Origin of the sequence: Bradyrhizobium sp. AUGA SZCCT0283, assembly GCF_018130385.1 — a bacterium.
Lineage (GTDB): Bacteria > Pseudomonadota > Alphaproteobacteria > Rhizobiales > Xanthobacteraceae > Bradyrhizobium.
In genome coordinates, this window is sequence record NZ_JAFCLU010000003.1 from 209,824 (window position 1) to 225,936 (window position 16,113).

Consider the following 16,113-nt stretch of genomic DNA (forward strand, 5'->3'; position numbering starts at 1 on the left):
CGGGGCCCCCGACGGTTCCCGCTGCGGTGCACAGCCTGCGGCGCGATTCCGGCGTAGAACTACGCACGGGAACCCGCCCCCCTCGTAACGCTCGATTAATTCAATCGCGCGACCCTGAGGGGTCATTTTTGCGGCGGCCCAAGGCCGTCGCCGCAGCTTTTGAGCGAGGGCTCCCGGTCGGAGCGACTAACATGCGCGTCATTATTGCCATCGTTCTGTCGGCCGCAGCACTGGCTGCGTGCACGCCTGAGAGCAACAATGACGTCACGGGCTCGGTCGACAATTGTGTTCGCAAGCTTTACAGCCAGTACAATCCCAAGGACAAGAAGCAGTGCGTCGCGGTGTGCATCGCCTGCGAGCGCGGCGTGATCACGACCTGCTCGACCGCCTGCACGCTGAGGGGCGCGCAGTAAGCGCACGCCTGCGGCGCGCCTCCCTCAGGCGACGCCGCCGAGATAGAGCCGCTTGACGATGTCGTTGGCCTTCAATTCGTCAACCGACTGCGCCGCCACCGCGATCTCGCCGTGCACGATGATGTAACCGCGGTCGGCGATGCGGATCGCCTGGTTGAAATTCTGCTCGGCCATCAAGACCGTGAGGCCGACGCGCTCCTTGAGTTCGCCGATCTTGGTGATGGTCTGCGACACCAACAGCGGCGACAGCCCGACCGACGGCTCGTCGATCAATAGCAGCCGCGGCGAGGACATCAGCGCGCGCGCAATCGCCAGCATCTGCTGCTGTCCGCCGGACATGGTGCCGGCGAGCTGGTTGCGGCGCTCCTTCAGGGCCGGAAAGGTCTCGAACGCCAGCGCGAGATTTTGCCGGATGGCGCCGCGGGCCACTTTCCGGAAAGCGCCGAGCATCAGGTTTTCCGTCACCGTCAGCTTGGGAAACAGCCGCCGTCCCTCCGGCACCAGCGCGACGCCGAGATCGACGATCATCTCGGGCGAGAGTTTGGTCAGATCGTGCGCCTCGCCGTCGATCGTCAGCGTCAGACGGCCGCGGTCCGGGCGGACCAGGCCCATGATGCACTTCATCAGCGTGCTCTTGCCGTTGCCATTGGTGCCGAGCAAGGCAACGGTCTCGCCGGCCTCGACATGCAGCGTCACGCCGCGCAGCGCCTTGACGGCGCCATAGCCGGCATCGAGGCCCTCGATGGCAAGGCTAAGTGCCAAGATAGGCCTCCTGCACCCGCTTGTTGGCCATCACCTCGGCCGGCGCGCCGATCGCGATGATTCTTCCGGCGTCAAGGCACATCACCCGTTCGGAAAAGCGCATCACCGCCTGCATGATGTGCTCGATCATGATGATGGTGATGTCCTCCTCGCCGAGGCTGATCAGAAGATCCAGCACCTCGTCGACCTCGGAAGAGGAAAGTCCCGCCATGGCCTCGTCCGAAATCAAAAGTTTCGGCCGCACCGCCAGCGCACGCGCGAGCTCCATCTTGCGCAATTCCACCTGGCTCAGCGTATCGGTCGACGCGCCGGCCTTCGACGCGAGCCCCATCCGCGTCAGGATCGACATCGCGACGTCCTCCTCCGGCAGGCTGGAACCGACGGCGGCAAAGTCGAGCCCGACCATCAGATTTTCGAGCACCGTCATGCTCTTGAACGGCCTCGGAATCTGGAAGCTGCGGGCGATGCCGCGGCGCGCCCGCAAATGCGGCGGCAGTTGGGTAATGTCCTCGCCGCAGAACACCACGCTGCCGACCTGCGGACGTAGCGCGCCGGAAATGCAGTTGATCAGCGTGGTCTTGCCGGAGCCGTTCGGACCGATCAGGCCGAACCGTTCGCCTTTACGGATATCGACGCTGATATTGTCGAGCGCGGTGAAGCCGCCGAAAGTCTTGGTCAGGGTTCCGACTTGCAGCAGGGGCGCGTCAGGCGCGGCTGTCACCGTCATGGCTTGCCCCCCGCGCGCAGGCGATAGCGCGGCCGCAGCAGCCCGATGATGCCCTTGGGCGCGCCGACCACGAACAGCACCAGCATGATGCCGAGCACCAGCACGTTGACTTCCGAGGAGATGGTCACGGCGAGAAGCTGTTGCGTCGAGCCGAGCAGGATGGCGCCGAGCACGGGGCCGATCCAGTGCGCGGTTCCGCCGATCAGCGCCATCGCCAAGGCCGAGACGGAGTAGCTCAGATTGAACGCCGAGGAGGGATCGGCATATTGCAGGTACATGGCGGCGGGTGCCCCGGCCGCGGAAATCAGCGCGCCCGAGATCATGCAGGCGACCAGTTTCAGCTTCAGGGTAGGCACACCCGTGCATTCGGCGGCGAGTTCGTCGTCCCTGAGCGCCTGCAGGCCGCGGCCGATCCGGGAATTCTGGATGTAGCGCGCGATCGCAACAGCGGTGACCGCCAGCAGCGCCTGCACGAAGAACAGCATCTTCACGTAACTGTCGAACGGCGCCATCACCGGCGGTCGCTGCAACTGGATGCCGGCTGCGCCGCCGACGAAGCGCCAGTTCATCACGAAGGTCTCGATGATGATCGCAAGCGCAATCGTCGCGATCGAAAAGAAGATGCCCCGCATCCGCAAGGTGAGGAGGCCGACCGCAAAGCCGAGCAGCATGCCGATAACAGCGGCGGCTGCGATCTGCACCACGAGCGGCGCGCCTGTCGCCTTGAACAAGCCTACCGCCGTGTAGACGCCGACGCCGAAAAAGGCGTTGGTGCCGAAATTGACGTAACCGGCATAGCCGCCGAGGATGCTCCAGGCGACCGCGAGCGCGATGAATTGCAGGATGACGTAGCCGGCGAAGAACGGATATTCGTTGCGGACGATCTGGGTCATCGACAGCACGGCGACGAGGAAGATGGCCACGCCGGCCCAGAATGCGATGCTGTGGCGATGCTTGTTCATCGGCCGAGCAGACCTTGCGGCCGGACGGCAAGCACGCCGAGCAGCATCGCGAACGAGATCGCCGGCGCCCAGGAGGCGCCGAACATCGTCAGCACGATCGATTCGGCGACACCGAGGATGATGGCCGCGATCAGCGTGCCGCTGATGCTGCCGAGCCCGGCCATGACCACGACGCAGAAGGTCCGCCCGATATAGGCGCGGTCGAGTGTCGGCTCGACCGGCGCCACGATGATCAGCAGCGCACCGGCGATCCCGAGCACGGCGGTGGCGATGCCGAAGGCAAATTGCTTGATACGGACCGGATTGGCGCCCATCAGCCGCAGCGCCTCCTCGTCCTGCGCAACCGCTCGGATCGCGCGCCCCATGAAGGTTTTCGACAGATACACCGCCAGCAGCACCGTCAGCGCCAGTGCCACCGCGAACGCAACCAGCTGCCGGATCGGTATCCGAAACTCGCCGAACCGCCAAGACTTGCCGATATAGGTCGCCGAGACAGAACGCTGGTCGACGCCAAATTGCAGGATGATCAGCACCTCGATGATGAAGGCGATGCCGAAGAAAAACGCGATGCCGCGGACGCCGGCGTCGCTGCCGCGCCGCTCGAAGGTCTCGTAATAGACGCGGTAGGCGAGCAGGCCGAACAGGAAAAACAGCGGCGTGATCGCGAGCCCCGCCAGCAACGGGTCGATGTCGTAGCTTTCGTTGAGCTGATACACGCCGTAGGAGGCGAGCACCAGGAACGCCGGATGCGCGACATGGGGAACGTCGAGCAGTCCGAACGAGACGGACAACCCGACGCTGACGGCTGCATAGAAGCAGCCGAGCAGCACCCCAAGCACCACTGCTCCAAGCAGCAGGTCCATCGAAAACACGTCAGGTCCCCCCTTGGCTCCGGGCCGGAAAAGCCACGAGGCCTACTTTCGGGCCGCCTCAAAGGGAACGATGAGATTTCCGGTCTTCAGTTTATCCGGGAACAGGATCACCTGCTTGCCGGAGGACCGGAACTGTTCGATGTCCTTGTCCTTCACGCCCCGGAATTGCGCCTGTAGCGTGGCGGTTTCCTTGCGCTCGCCATCCGCCGAAAACGCGATCGGCCCGACGATGGTCTTGTGCTCGTTCTCGCGCAGATATTTGGCGATGCCCTTCTGGTCGAGCGACTTGGTCGCACCGACCGCCGCCTCGATCATCTGGCCCATCGCATAGCCGAACGGCGCCAGATAATAGCCGAGCGGATCGACCTTGGCCTCGATGGCGCGCTTGGTGTACTTCTCGAAAAACTCCTTGGTGCCGTCGAAATACATGCTCGGTTCCGGCAGCCAGGTGTTGTAGTTGACGACACCATTGAGTAGCGAACCGAGATTGGACATCACGGCCGCGAACTGCAGGCCGACCATGCCGCCGCCGAAAATCTTGACGTCGTCGCCGATCCCGATCTCGTTCACGGCGCGCAGGATGCCGGCTGAGTCCGGCGGATAGGACGCGACATAGACGATGTCGGGCTTGGCGGCCTTGAGCGCGCGGATGATGGAGGCGAATTCCACCGTGTTCGGCGGATAGGACTGGTCGAACACAACCGGGATGTTGCGCTGCTTGGCGACGTCGCGCGCGGTCAGCGCGAGGTTCTGCGCGAATTCCTGGTCAGCCGTCAGCAGCGCCATGTTCTTGCCGCCGGCCTTCTGCGCCAGATCGAGGAACGAGGCGGCCCAGCTGTCGGCCGGCCCCCAGGGCGCATTGTTGAACCACATGTCGTGGCCGACCTTGCTGTTCACCTGGAACGAGAAATTCCCCATCAGCAGCAGGCCGCGCTGCTTGACGAACGGCATGATCGGCGCGGTCGGCACGGTCGCGTAAGGCGCGAACAGCAGATCGACTTTGTCGACATCGACCAGCTTGGCGTAGATCGCCGGCGTCTCGGAAGCGCTCGACTTGTCGTCATAGACGACCAGTTCGACCTTACGGCCGAGGAGGCCGCCCTTGGCGTTGATGTCGTCGCGCCAGATTTCGATGCCGAGCAGCGAAGCCTTGCCGCCACCGGCGAGACCGCCGGTTTGCGGCATCGACATGCCGATCTTGATCGGCGGCTGCTGCGCCAGCGCGCGCGAGCCCTGCCCAACCACCGCGACGGCCATCGCGCCGCCGAGAAATGTCCTGCGTTTCATTGAATCCCCCTCATTTTGTCGTTGTTATCAGTCATTTGGCTCCGCCGGATCTCCGTCCGGTCGCTGCGAATGGTTAGGTCAGACCGGGATTATTTGGCGCCCACCGGCGCCGGTTCATTTTTAGTCGATTGTTTCATGATCGCCGACGGATCGGCGCCGACCCGCCCGCTGGTCTTGTCGGCCTCGCTTTCGCGCGCAACCCGCATGTCGAAGCGGATGCTCGGCATCCCCTTGATCGGGCAGTCCGGATCGTTCGCGACCACATCAACGGCGAGATCGCCCGACGAGCCGAACACGACATCGTCAGCCAGATGCGGATCGTCGCGCAGATAGAGCGCGGTGACCAGTTCGCGATAGCCTGGCGCGCCAACCAGGAAGTGAATATGCGCCGGCCGCATGCCATGCCGCGCCTGCGCTTTCACCATGGCGCCGACAGGCCCGTCCATGGGAATCGAATATCCGAGCGGTTTCACGGTGCGCAGCACATAGAGGCCGTCCGCATCGGTTGCAAACACGCCGCGATAATCGACCGATTTCGCGCTGACCTGGATGTCGTAGAGGCCGTCGGCGCCGGTCTGCCAGATCGAGACGGTGGCGTTGGCGACCGGCTTGCCGGTGGCATCGGTGACGCGGCCGTAAAGCACGCACTCGCTGCCCGGCTTCGGATCCTTGGCGATCGAACTGCCGGCGGCAAGCGTCGGCGTGGCCTCGCGGTAAAATGGGCCGAGCAGGCTGGTATGGGTGGCTTCCTCGAGGGCGGTGGCGTCGTGCAGGCCGTTGACGAGCGCCGAGAGGCCGAGCGTGTCGGACAGCAGGATGAATTCCTGCCGTTCCGGCGAACACATCTTGCCGGCAGCGGTCATGAATTCGATGCCCTTGATCCATTCCGCCGGCGTCAGATTGACCTCGCGGGCGAAGGCATGGAGGTGCTTGACCGCCGACGCCATGATCGTCTTCAGGCGCGGGTCCGGCGTTGTCGCCATCTGGTCGAGCACGGCGTCCGTGATCGTTTCAGGCGTTAACTCACGCATGCGTCACTCCCTGAGCTGCCGGCTGTTTTTCGAGCCACCGGCCATTATTGCAGCAAGCCTAACCGCTTGTTGGGGATCAACACAAGGCGTTCGAAGGCGACGTCTGCGCCCCCTCATACAAATTGATACGAATGGATGGGGTCACATTCCCTGCACATTGATGCATCAGGACGCGCACCGCAGGTTTCTGCCCGCCCACGCATTTTGCAACTGCACAATCGAGCGACGGAAGTGGGATCATTTCTCGCGGATCGGCGGCGCGACCTTCTCCGCCGGTGCCGGCGGCAGCGCGGGCTGAGCACCTGCCTTCTGCGCGTCCGGGTCAGGACGGGCCGGTTGCGGCGGAACGTCTGAGGGCCTTTGGCCGGTCGTGGCCGGTTCTGATGGCGCGGACGGTTTTGTTTCCGCGCCCGGCGTCGATTGCGTGGGCTGCGTCGCCTGCGCGATTTGCTGGGGATCGCGGGCGCTGAGCGCGGTCAGCGCAAGCGCGGAAATGGCCAGCCCGGCCGCGATCAGCGCGGACGCGAGCAGCATATCCCGTCGGTATTCGCGTTGGCGGTCTTCGGCAGACATGTCGTTCAACCCACGAAATTGTTCGTGAGGTCAACGGCCGGCAGGGCGCATGGTTCCGCGGGGAACCAGGGGCCGTCCGAGGCGCCTAGAATTCGAGGATCCCGGCGTCGCCATCCTCGGTGCCGAAAGCCAGCAGCGTGCCCTTGGCGTTCCAGGCCAGCGCCGAGACCGGCTCGCTGCCGTTGCGGCGCACCAGAATTTCCGCGCCGTCCTCGAGCCGCACGATCAGCACGGTGCCATCGCTATAGCCTGCGGCCATGATGTCCTGCTTCGGATGACAGGCGACCATGGAGACGCGTGCCTGCAGCGGCGCCAGCATGGCGGGCTCCTTGCCCATCGGACCGTCCTTGCTGGCGAACGGCCAGATGATCACGGTGTCGGCGCCGGAGGTGGCTAGCCCCTTGCCGCCCACGCTCCATGACATCGAGCGGACGCGGCCGGGATAGCCGCTCATCCGCATGTGCCTGTTGTCGGCGAGCCGCCAGCCGTGCAGCGCCGGTTCGTGCATCGCGGTGACCAGGAATTTGTTGTCGGGGCTGAAGGTGACGGCGAGATGCGAGCCGGCCCATTCCAGAAATTCCGGCTTCGCCGCCATGTTGGGAAACCACAGCGTCACGCCGTTGTAATGGGCAACCGCCACGCGCAAGCCTTTTGGCGCGAAGGCCAGCCCGCCGACGGTCGAGGGCGCATCGAAGCTTTTCTCATCGCCCTTGCTGCTGCGGACATACGCGGTCTTGCCCGCCGACCACGCCACCGCGCCATCGGGATGCAGCGCGACATTGTCGATCCAGCGCCGTTTTGCGTCGGTCGCGAGCACCGTTGCCTCGCCCTTGGCGTCGAGCGCGACAACCTTGCCATCATCGCCGCCGGTGACGATACGCTTGCCATCGGACGCCGCGCACAGCACGGCGCCGCCGTGAATGGCGACTTTCGAAACTTCGCCCGCTTCGTTCACTATCGCTGCGTTTTCCTCGACACCGATGAACACCGCGGTATCGCCAAGGAAATGGATCGAGGCGGCGGGCATGCCGACAGCCAACACCCGCACCTGGTCGGTGATGGAAGCGATGGAGGGCGCGTCGCCCGGATCAAACTCTTTCATCACGTGACGATACAGCTTTCAAAACCGTCGCGGATCATCTGCTCCGGCAATTCGCGGCCGATGAAGATGACGCGGCTTTCGCGCGGTTCGCCTTCCTTCCACTTACGCTGATGATCACCTTCCAGCATCATGTGCACGCCCTGGAACACGTAGCGGTCGTCATCGTCGGTGAAGGCGAGAATGCCTTTCGAACGCAGGATCTTCTGCCCCTCGGTAGCGACGAGGTTTTGCAGCCACGGCATGAATATGGTGGGGTCGAGCGGCTTGTCCGACCGCAGCGACAGCGATTGCATGTCCTCGTCGTGGTAATGCTTCAGGCCGCCATGGCTGTGGCCGTGATCGTGGTGATGGTCGTGATGATGATCATGGTCATGGTCGTGACCATCGCCGGCGTCGAGGAATTCCGGCTCGATCTCCAGGATGCGATCCAGATCGAACGCGCCGCGCTCCAGCACGTCCGACAGCTGAACCTTGCAGCGCTCGGTGCGATGCAGTTTTGCGTACGGATTAATGCCGCGGATGCGGGCTTCGACTTCGGCCAGTTCGGCCTTGGAGACGAGGTCGGTCTTGTTCAGCACGATGACGTCGGCGAAGGCGATCTGGTTCTTGGCTTCGGGGGCGTCCTTCAAGCGGTCGCTCAGCCATTTGGCGTCGGCCACGGTGACGACCGCATCGAGCCGGGCGTTCTTCTGCACGTCCTCGTCGACGAAAAAGGTTTGCGCCACCGGCGCCGGATCGGCGAGCCCCGTCGTCTCGACGATGATGGCGTCGAACTTGCCCTTGCGCTTCATCAGGCCTTCCATGATGCGGACGAGGTCGCCGCGCACGGTGCAGCAGACGCAGCCATTGTTCATCTCGAACACTTCCTCGTCGGCACCGATGATGAGGTCGTTGTCGATGCCGATCTCGCCGAATTCGTTGACGATGACGGCGTATTTCTTGCCGTGGTTTTCCGACAGGATGCGGTTGAGCAGCGTGGTCTTGCCGGCACCGAGATAGCCCGTCAGCACGGTCACTGGAATTTTTTGGGACGAAAGATCAGACATAATAACTCCGGAGCGGAATGATCGCGCGAGCAGGCAGGGAGGCCCCTGCCCTATGGGCTCAGCGCGCTGGTCAGGGCCTTTATATTGTGCCTGACCATTGCAATGTAAGTGGGAGAATCGCCCTTTTCGGCCGTCAGGCTGTCCGAATAGAGCGTTCCGCCGACCCTGGCGCCGGTCTCGGCCGATATCCGGCCCATCAGGCGGGGGTCGCTGATATTTTCCAGAAACACGGCCGGTATTCTGGCGGCCCTGACCTGGGTGATGATCTTTGCGATATCGCGGGCGCTGGCCTCGGATTCGGTCGAGACGCCGAGCGGCGCGATGAATTCGACACCATAGGCGGCGGCGAAATAGCCGAAAGCATTGTGGGTCGAGATTACCTTGCGGCGGTTTTCCGGGATTTTCGCCATCGCCTCGCGCACCTCGCGCTCCAGTGCGTCGAGTTCAGCCAGATAGGCGTTCGCCTTGGACTTGAAGGCTTCGGCGTCCGCAGGCGCTACTGCTGCCAGCGCATCGCGGATATTGGCGACATAGATCTTCGCGTTGGCGACCGATTGCCAGGCGTGCGGATCGGCGTCCGAGCCGAGCTTGAGCGGCGCAATGCCTGCTGTCGTGGTCACGACGGAAGCCTTGCCGCCGGCAGACTTGACCAGCCGCGACAACCAGCCCTCGAACCCGAGGCCGTTGACGAATACGAGCTTCGCATCCGCCACTTTTTTAGCATCGGCAGGCGTCGGCACATAGACATGTGCATCGCTATTGGGGCCGACCAAGGTGGTGACATCGACGCGGTCGCCGCCGACATTGCGGACGAAATCGCCGAGGATCGAGAAGCTGGCGACGACGTTGAGGCGATCCGCGGCGCGGGCCGGGCCAACAGCCACGATCAGGGCGAGAGCGATAAGCCAGAACCGGATCATGGCTACGCCTCGAGATGACGGCCGGGGAACATCTGCCGGACCAGGCCGCTGACAGGGCCGAACAACAGCGAGGCCACATAGAGCACTGCCGCGACCAGGATGATCGCAGGACCCGAAGGAATTTTGGTCTGGAACGACAGCACCAGCCCGGCATAGCCCGAGACGATGGCGCTGGCGACCGCGATGCAGATCATGCCGGTGATGTCGCGCGACCAGAAGCGCGCGATGCCGGCGGGCAGGATCATCAGGCCGACGCCGAGCAGCGTGCCGAGTGCGTGAAAGCCGTTGACGAGGTTGATCACGACCAGCGCCAGGAACGCGAGATGCGCGGGCGCGCCGGCGCGAGAGACGGTGCGCAGGAACACCGGATCGACGCATTCGATCACCAGCGGCCGGAAGATCACGGCCATCACCAAAAGCGTGATCGTGGCGTTGAAGGCGATCACCAGCAGCGTCTGGTCGTCCATCGCCAGGATGTTGCCGAACAGCACGTGCAAGAGATCGATATTGGTGCCCTTGACGGAAACGATGGTGACGCCGAGCGCGAGCGACACCAGATAGAAGGTCGCGAGTGAAGCGTCCTCCTTCAGCTCCGTATGGCGCGCGACGAGGCCTGCAAGCAGCGCGACGGTAAAGCCCGCGATCAATCCGCCCGTCGTCATCGCGAACAGATTGAGCCCGGAGACCAGGAAGCCGATCGCGGCGCCCGGCAGGATCGCGTGCGCCATGGCGTCGCCGACGAGACTCATCCGCCGCAGCATCAGAAACACGCCGATCGGCGCTGCGCCAAGCGCGAGCGCGATCACGGCGGCCAGCGCGCGGCGCATGAACTCGAATTCGGTGAAGGGCGAGATCAGTGCGTCGTACAGCATCAGGCGGCCCGTGACGGCATATCGTCCGCGCAGGCGGCGGCACTGTCATCGAACGCCTCGCACATCCGCAGCGCGACCATCAGGTTTTCCGCGGTCAGCACCTCTGCGGTCGCGCCCCAGGCCACGGGCCCGCGCGCGAGCAGCAAGGTTTCGGGGAAATGGTCGCGCACCAGTTCCATGTCGTGCAGCGCGGCCAGCACGGTGCGGCCCTCGCCATGCCAGCGCTTTACCAGCGCCAGCAGATCGGCTGATGTTTTGGCGTCGATGGCGTTGAACGGCTCGTCCAGCACGATCAGGCGCGCGTCCTGCAGCAGCACCCGCGCGAACAGCATGCGCTGCATCTGACCGCCGGACAGCGTGCCGATCGAGCGGTTCTCAAATCCGTTGAGGCCGACCGCGGCGAGCGCCAGCGTGATCTTGTCCCGCTCCGCCTTGCCCATGCCGCCGAAAAATCCCGTGGAGCGCCACAGGCCGGTGCCGACCAGATCGAACACCGAGATCGGAAAGCTGCGGTCGATGTCGACGCTCTGCGGTAGATAGGCGATGTCGCGGATATCGAGGCCGCCGAGATCGATCGACCCGGAGAGCGGTTTTAAAATGCCGGCGAGCCCGCGAAACAGCGTCGACTTGCCGGCGCCGTTCGGCCCGATCACCGCCACCAGCGCGCCCGCAGCCACCTCGCCATTGAGGTGATGCACCGCCGGATGCCGGTCATAGCCGAGCGTGACGTTGTGGAATTTAAGCTGCGCCGCCATACTCACCTCATCGCGACAAGCACGACCGCCCACAGCGCGGCGCTGACCGCGAACGCTGCGGCGAGCCGGGCGGCAACCGTCATCCGCAGGATCGACCAGGGCGCGGCCTGCGCCGGATGCGGCGTCGCCGGGCCATGGGCATGGCCGTGGTGGTGATGTGCGTGGTCATGGAGATGACCGGGGTCGTGGGAGTGGTCGTGAGGCATGGGGCATATGTTATAATATAACATTACGGGAGTCCACGCGTTGGCACGGCCGCAGGCTGGGCCTTTCCGGACGCCTCGGCCTGCCTTCGGCCGCCTTCACCGCGAGGAGCGCGCTTGCGGCGAAGCAATCCGGGCCGTCGCCACGCAACAGGTCGTCGTCCCCCGCGCATGCGGGGGATCCAGTACGCTGCGGCTTCTCGGCTCAATCACTGCTGCCTCTGGAATACTGGGTCGCCCGGTCAAGCCGGGCGATGACAAGTGAACATGATTTCGCGATCTCGCCACATCATCTGTGCGAGGTTTGCTGGATAACTTCCCGCCCTCTTTGTCAGAGGGCGCAGGGAAGACCGGGTGCACGCTGCACCCGCGGTCTCGTGTGCAATTGCGCACAAAGAACGCGCACACGAGCATACAGGTACAGGCGGAACACTCCGGCCTTCCCTGCGCAATGGCTTTACGGCTTACTTCGAGCTCTCCCCGGTGAACGGCTTTCTTGCCACCGTCGCCCCTGAGAAGCTTGCTTCCCAAGAACTTGACGCCAGCACCGCGGCGTCAGGACCACACGACTTCGCCGTACGCGTCATGCCAGCCTCGTCAGTCAGGCCTCCGCGTCCACCGCATCCCACCGCGCGTTCGTGACGATCGCGAGCCGCCCCTCTTGCCGGGTGGGACGGCGCATCGATGAACTGATTTGCGTGAGAACAAAAGGGGAATATTTTTGCGCCGGGTACTGGACCAAGGGCTGGCGTGATTTGCCTGACGGGCAACACAGGCATTGGTAGGTCCGGCGGGGAGAAGCCGGCCCCGCACCGCTTGAACGCGGTCGCCGACTGGGGTGACCAATTGCCGTGATGACCGAGAATCCCAATCCAGAGCACCGTCCTGCCGATCCCGAGCACTGCAACAGCCTGCGCGCGTGGTTGATCGACATGCTGGCGCTGGGCATGGGTGCGCTGGCCGTTTTCCATTACAAGCCGGAAGGCTTCGTCGCCGGGCTCATCGTCTTCGTCGGCGCTTACACCCTGACGCATTCTCTGCAGGGCGTGAGCTGGAAATTGCTCGCGGGAATTTGCGAAATCCTGCTCATCGCTCTCGCCCCGGTGATCCATCTGGGCACCCTTGCAACGGCTCCGGCCAGCTTCACGGGGTTGGTCTTCACATTCCTGCTGCCCGGGATCGCTCAAGCCTATTGGCTTTGGGAGTTGTGGCCGGCGACGGCTGCCTTGGTTCACCCGCTGACCCTGATGTGTGCGGCATGGCTGGCGCTGCTTGGGATATGGATTTTAGCGCAGAGGATGCTCGTCGGCAGGCGCGCGCCGCAACCAGGTTAGCAAGTTCAGAAATCGACGGCGCCAAGCAGCCTCGGCGCAGCATGCCGAATCCCTTATGACAATACCGGTCGGGTCGGACCGGTAGAAAATCACATCGCAAGGCGGAGACACCTTCAACGTCATGCCACCAACATATCGATCAGCCTCTGATCGCCGGAACGAATGGCTCTCGACAGCACGCATGCGCGGTTTCCGCTTTTGGGATAACATGGGGAGCGTGTCGGCACCCGGATGACGACGGGAAACCATGAAGGGGAGGTTGGAATGACCTCGCAGCGAGTGTCGGGAACCGCCGTGCAACGAACCATTGCCGTCCTGGGCTCGGCGGTTTTCTTCGTGGTCGCCCCATGTACGCTGGCGGGGCTCGTTCCATGGTCGATCACGGGTTGGCAACTCCGGCCGCCGTTCCTTGGTCTGGAGCTGACGCGCGGCATCGGCGCGATAATGATTCTCGCAGGCGTGCCTGGGCTCGTTGACGCATTTGCGCGTTTCGCGCTGCAGGGTCTCGGCACCCCCGCGCCCATCGCGCCGACCCGGAATCTCGTGGTGACCGGTCTCTACCGTTATGTGCGTAATCCAATATACGTCGCGGTCGTTGCCATCATCCTGGGTCAAGCGGTGCTGATGGGCGATTGGCGCCTCATCGTCTACGGCGCGCTGCTCTGGCTCGCCTTCCACGTCTTCGTCGTGGCGTACGAAGAACCCACGCTCGAGGAGACGTTTGGGAGAGAGTACGAGGCGTTCCGCGCCGCCGTCCCGCGCTGGATTCCGCGGATGACCCCATGGCGGTCGAGATGATCGGTGGCCCGCGGTTGTGCGAGCCGCTGCTCGCGACCGGTCTCGGAGCCGCCAGCCCCGCTCCCCTCACGGCTTCCCGATCACCATCGCGATTGCCGCCGCCAGAAACGGAAACGGCAGCGACACCGCCGCGCGAAACCACACGAACCGGACCGGCATGAACGGGATTTCCCACAGGATCATGCGCTGGAAGGCGAACAGCGCCCAGGCGACGACATAGGCGATCACCTGCGGCGGGCCGCCGCCGACTTTCAGCGCCACCGCGCCGATCGAGAAACCGACCACCGGGCCGCCGGGGGTTGCAGCACCTGCGATGACAGCGGTCACCACGCCGAACCAGCCCGAGTCCGGGCCGAGCCAGCCGGTGATGACTTCGGGCGGGATGACGGCGGCGATATAGCCCGAGCCGATCACGCCGAGCGCAATGCGCGGCACGATGTTGATGAAGTCCATGCTGCCTTCGCGCAGCGACGACACCAGCACCACGCGGCCGCGCTGCCAGGCCATGAAGCCGAGCACGGCGACCGAGCCCCACAAGGTGATGTCGATGATCAGCGCGGAGATATTCACGAAGGCTCGCCCTTCGGGTACATCCGCACGAAGACGAAGCGGCCGAGCGCGCCGGCCAGCACCGGGATCGGCAACGAGATCACGATCCGCCACAGCGTGAACTCGGTGCCGAGGATCGGCAGCTCCCAGGCGACCGCGCGGCCGTAGCCGATCAGCGTCCAGCTTACCACCATCGCGATGGTGGCGCCGAAATCGGCGCCGACCGTGAGCAGCGCCGCCGCCACCGGATAGGCGGTGAAGGGACCGCCGGGCAGGATCGCGCCGAACGCCGTGCCGATCAAAAGTCCCTTCAGGCCCGAGTTCGGCCCCAGCGCGCGCGAAACTTTGTCGTGCGGCAGAATTTCCGCGATGAAGGCGCCGAGCAGACAGCCGGCCAGCACGCGCGGGATGATTTCCCCGAACAGCCAGAGATCATGGGTGAAGATCTTGAGCACGCCATCAATGCCGTCGCGCCGCCAGACCAGGCCTGCGCACACCGCGACCAGCGCGCCGATCACGATCATCGACCAGCCGACCGGCTTGCGGGCGCGCCGCGGCTTCGGCTCGGCGTCATCGGCAGGCGCCGGGTCTTTTATCTGATGTTCTGACAAGGGCTGTGGGTTTTGCGGGTGATGCTATTCCATCCCTGCTTAGTCCCGCCATGGTGGCGACGCAACGATAGCCATGCGCATCTCAGGCATGCCCATGCGAGGACGTCACGCGGCCCTGCCCCCGCCAGCAGGCCATCCGTTCAGGTGAGATGGCGGACCAGCGCGAGGCCGGCAAACAGCCCGGCAATCGAGAGTGCGACCGAGCCTGCGACGTAAAGCGCCGCGGATGCGAGTTCGCCGCGCTCGTAGAGCAGCGCCGCATCGAGCGAGTAGGCCGAGAACGTGGTGTAGCCGCCGAGGATGCCGGTCATCAGAAACAGCCGCCAGGGCTGCGACGCCTCGCCCTTGAAGGCGAGGTAGCCCGCGATCAGCCCCATCACGGTCGAGCCTGATATGTTGATGATGAAGGTACCCCAGGGAAACGCCGTGCCGAGGGTGCGGGCGCAGGTGACGTTGATCAGATGGCGCAGCGTCGCGCCAAGGCCGCCGCCGACAAAGACCAGCAAATAGCTCATCGCAGCATTTTCCCCACAGTCACCCGGCATGCCGCTTGTGCCGCACCGGAGCGCTCGCCGCAAGGATCGGAAAGCAATGAAAAGGGGCGGCAACCGCAGCCACCGCCCCCTCGAACTTTTATTCCGCAGTCATTTCGGGGCGGCGCGAAGCGACGAACCCGGAATGGCGGTGTTTAAGCTCCGGCCTTGCCGAACAGCTCGTCGACGTAGTCCCAGTTGATCAGATGATCGCAGAACGCCTTCAGATAGTCGGGACGGCGGTTGCGATAGTCGATGTAGTAGGAGTGCTCCCAGACGTCGCAGCCGAGGATCGGCGTGGCGCCATGGACCAGCGGGCTTTCGCCGTTAGCAGTCTTGGAGATTTCGAGCTTGCCGTTCTTGACCGACAGCCAGCACCAGCCGGAGCCGAACTGACCGACGCCGGCGGCGGCGAAATCGGCCTTGAACTTGTCGAGACCGCCGAGGTCCTCGGTGATCTTCTTTTCCAGCCGGCCGGGCAGCTTGCTGCCGCCGCCGTTCGGCTTCATCCAGTTCCAGAAGTGCAGATGATTGTAGTGCTGGCCGGCATTGTTGAACACGGCCGGATTCTTGCCGAACGAACCCTTGACGATCTCCTCCAGGGACTTGCCTTCGAATTCGGTCCCCTTGATCGCGTTGTTTCCGTTGGTCACGTAAGCTTGGTGATGCTTGTCGTGGTGGTATTCCAGCGTTTCCTTGGACATGTGGGGCGCAAGGGCGTCGTGGGAATAGGGCAGATTGGGCAGCGTGAAGGTCATGGGTG

Annotated in this window: 20 protein-coding genes; 3 read left to right on the forward strand and 17 right to left on the reverse strand. The window is 64.1% G+C overall.

What is annotated here, in order from left to right:
• The first annotated feature begins 191 nt into the window (after positions 1 to 191).
• Entirely contained in the window at positions 192 to 413 is a 222-nt protein-coding gene (locus JQ624_RS06500; RefSeq protein ID WP_212418026.1) for a hypothetical protein, read from the forward strand.
• A 24-nt stretch (positions 414 to 437) separates the two neighbouring features.
• Here JQ624_RS06500 and JQ624_RS06505 read toward each other — a convergent pair whose 3' ends face one another.
• From JQ624_RS06505 to JQ624_RS06565, 13 genes are all read right to left on the reverse strand, one after another.
• Complete coding sequence (locus tag JQ624_RS06505; RefSeq protein WP_212418027.1) at positions 438 to 1,175, reverse strand: ABC transporter ATP-binding protein; 738 nt, start codon at positions 1,173 to 1,175, stop codon at positions 438 to 440.
• On the reverse strand, positions 1,165 to 1,902 hold the full coding sequence (locus JQ624_RS06510) for an ABC transporter ATP-binding protein (protein WP_212418028.1): 738 nt from the start codon (positions 1,900 to 1,902) through the stop codon (positions 1,165 to 1,167). The genes JQ624_RS06505 and JQ624_RS06510 overlap by 11 nt, the downstream gene beginning before the upstream one ends.
• Entirely contained in the window at positions 1,899 to 2,864 is a 966-nt protein-coding gene (locus JQ624_RS06515; RefSeq protein WP_212418029.1) for a branched-chain amino acid ABC transporter permease, read from the reverse strand. The genes JQ624_RS06510 and JQ624_RS06515 overlap by 4 nt, the downstream gene beginning before the upstream one ends.
• Positions 2,861 to 3,727 carry a branched-chain amino acid ABC transporter permease gene (locus tag JQ624_RS06520; protein ID WP_249129504.1) on the reverse strand — a complete coding sequence of 289 codons (867 nt, stop codon included), beginning with the start codon at positions 3,725 to 3,727 and terminating at the stop codon, positions 2,861 to 2,863. Before JQ624_RS06520 ends, JQ624_RS06515 begins: the two co-directional genes overlap by 4 nt.
• Before the next feature lie 51 nt (positions 3,728 to 3,778).
• Positions 3,779 to 5,023 (reverse strand): amino acid ABC transporter substrate-binding protein, encoded by a 1,245-nt coding sequence (locus tag JQ624_RS06525; protein ID WP_212418031.1) that lies wholly within the window; start codon positions 5,021 to 5,023, stop codon positions 3,779 to 3,781.
• Between the two features lie 89 nt (positions 5,024 to 5,112).
• Entirely contained in the window at positions 5,113 to 6,054 is a 942-nt protein-coding gene (locus JQ624_RS06530; RefSeq protein ID WP_212418032.1) for a dioxygenase, read from the reverse strand.
• A 237-nt stretch (positions 6,055 to 6,291) separates the two neighbouring features.
• Positions 6,292 to 6,627: a hypothetical protein gene (locus JQ624_RS06535; RefSeq protein ID WP_212418033.1), complete on the reverse strand. Its 336-nt coding sequence runs from the start codon at positions 6,625 to 6,627 to the stop codon at positions 6,292 to 6,294.
• Between the two features lie 85 nt (positions 6,628 to 6,712).
• On the reverse strand, positions 6,713 to 7,729 hold the full coding sequence (locus JQ624_RS06540; protein WP_212418034.1) for a WD40 repeat domain-containing protein: 1,017 nt from the start codon (positions 7,727 to 7,729) through the stop codon (positions 6,713 to 6,715).
• Complete coding sequence (locus JQ624_RS06545; protein WP_212418035.1) at positions 7,729 to 8,775, reverse strand: GTP-binding protein; 1,047 nt, start codon at positions 8,773 to 8,775, stop codon at positions 7,729 to 7,731. Before JQ624_RS06545 ends, JQ624_RS06540 begins: the two co-directional genes overlap by 1 nt.
• A gap of 50 nt (positions 8,776 to 8,825) precedes the next feature.
• A complete protein-coding gene (locus JQ624_RS06550; RefSeq protein WP_212418036.1) occupies positions 8,826 to 9,695 on the reverse strand; it encodes a metal ABC transporter solute-binding protein, Zn/Mn family in 870 nt (289 codons plus the stop codon).
• 2 nt (positions 9,696 to 9,697) lie between these two features.
• Positions 9,698 to 10,567, reverse strand: coding sequence for a metal ABC transporter permease (locus JQ624_RS06555; protein ID WP_212418037.1), 870 nt, complete (start codon positions 10,565 to 10,567; stop codon positions 9,698 to 9,700).
• Complete coding sequence (locus JQ624_RS06560; RefSeq protein WP_212418038.1) at positions 10,567 to 11,322, reverse strand: metal ABC transporter ATP-binding protein; 756 nt, start codon at positions 11,320 to 11,322, stop codon at positions 10,567 to 10,569. The genes JQ624_RS06555 and JQ624_RS06560 overlap by 1 nt, the downstream gene beginning before the upstream one ends.
• A gap of 2 nt (positions 11,323 to 11,324) precedes the next feature.
• A complete protein-coding gene (locus tag JQ624_RS06565) occupies positions 11,325 to 11,528 on the reverse strand; it encodes a hypothetical protein (RefSeq protein ID WP_212418039.1) in 204 nt (67 codons plus the stop codon).
• Positions 11,529 to 12,379: 851 nt separating this feature from the next.
• Between JQ624_RS06565 and JQ624_RS06570 the strand changes: the two genes are divergently transcribed.
• Both JQ624_RS06570 and JQ624_RS06575 read left to right on the forward strand, forming a co-directional pair.
• Positions 12,380 to 12,859, forward strand: a complete 480-nt coding sequence (locus JQ624_RS06570) for a hypothetical protein (RefSeq protein ID WP_212418040.1) — start codon at positions 12,380 to 12,382, stop codon at positions 12,857 to 12,859.
• Between the two features lie 264 nt (positions 12,860 to 13,123).
• Complete coding sequence (locus JQ624_RS06575; protein ID WP_212418041.1) at positions 13,124 to 13,657, forward strand: isoprenylcysteine carboxylmethyltransferase family protein; 534 nt, start codon at positions 13,124 to 13,126, stop codon at positions 13,655 to 13,657.
• A 66-nt stretch (positions 13,658 to 13,723) separates the two neighbouring features.
• Here the strand turns inward: JQ624_RS06575 and JQ624_RS06580 are convergent, their stop codons facing one another.
• From JQ624_RS06580 to JQ624_RS06595, 4 genes are all read right to left on the reverse strand, one after another.
• A complete protein-coding gene (locus JQ624_RS06580) occupies positions 13,724 to 14,164 on the reverse strand; it encodes a hypothetical protein (protein ID WP_212418195.1) in 441 nt (146 codons plus the stop codon).
• Between the two features lie 59 nt (positions 14,165 to 14,223).
• On the reverse strand, positions 14,224 to 14,817 hold the full coding sequence (locus tag JQ624_RS06585) for a permease (RefSeq protein WP_212418042.1): 594 nt from the start codon (positions 14,815 to 14,817) through the stop codon (positions 14,224 to 14,226).
• Between the two features lie 140 nt (positions 14,818 to 14,957).
• On the reverse strand, positions 14,958 to 15,332 hold the full coding sequence (crcB, locus tag JQ624_RS06590; protein WP_212418043.1) for a fluoride efflux transporter CrcB: 375 nt from the start codon (positions 15,330 to 15,332) through the stop codon (positions 14,958 to 14,960).
• A gap of 173 nt (positions 15,333 to 15,505) precedes the next feature.
• Complete coding sequence (locus JQ624_RS06595) at positions 15,506 to 16,108, reverse strand: superoxide dismutase (protein WP_212418044.1); 603 nt, start codon at positions 16,106 to 16,108, stop codon at positions 15,506 to 15,508.
• Positions 16,109 to 16,113 lie beyond the last annotated feature (5 nt).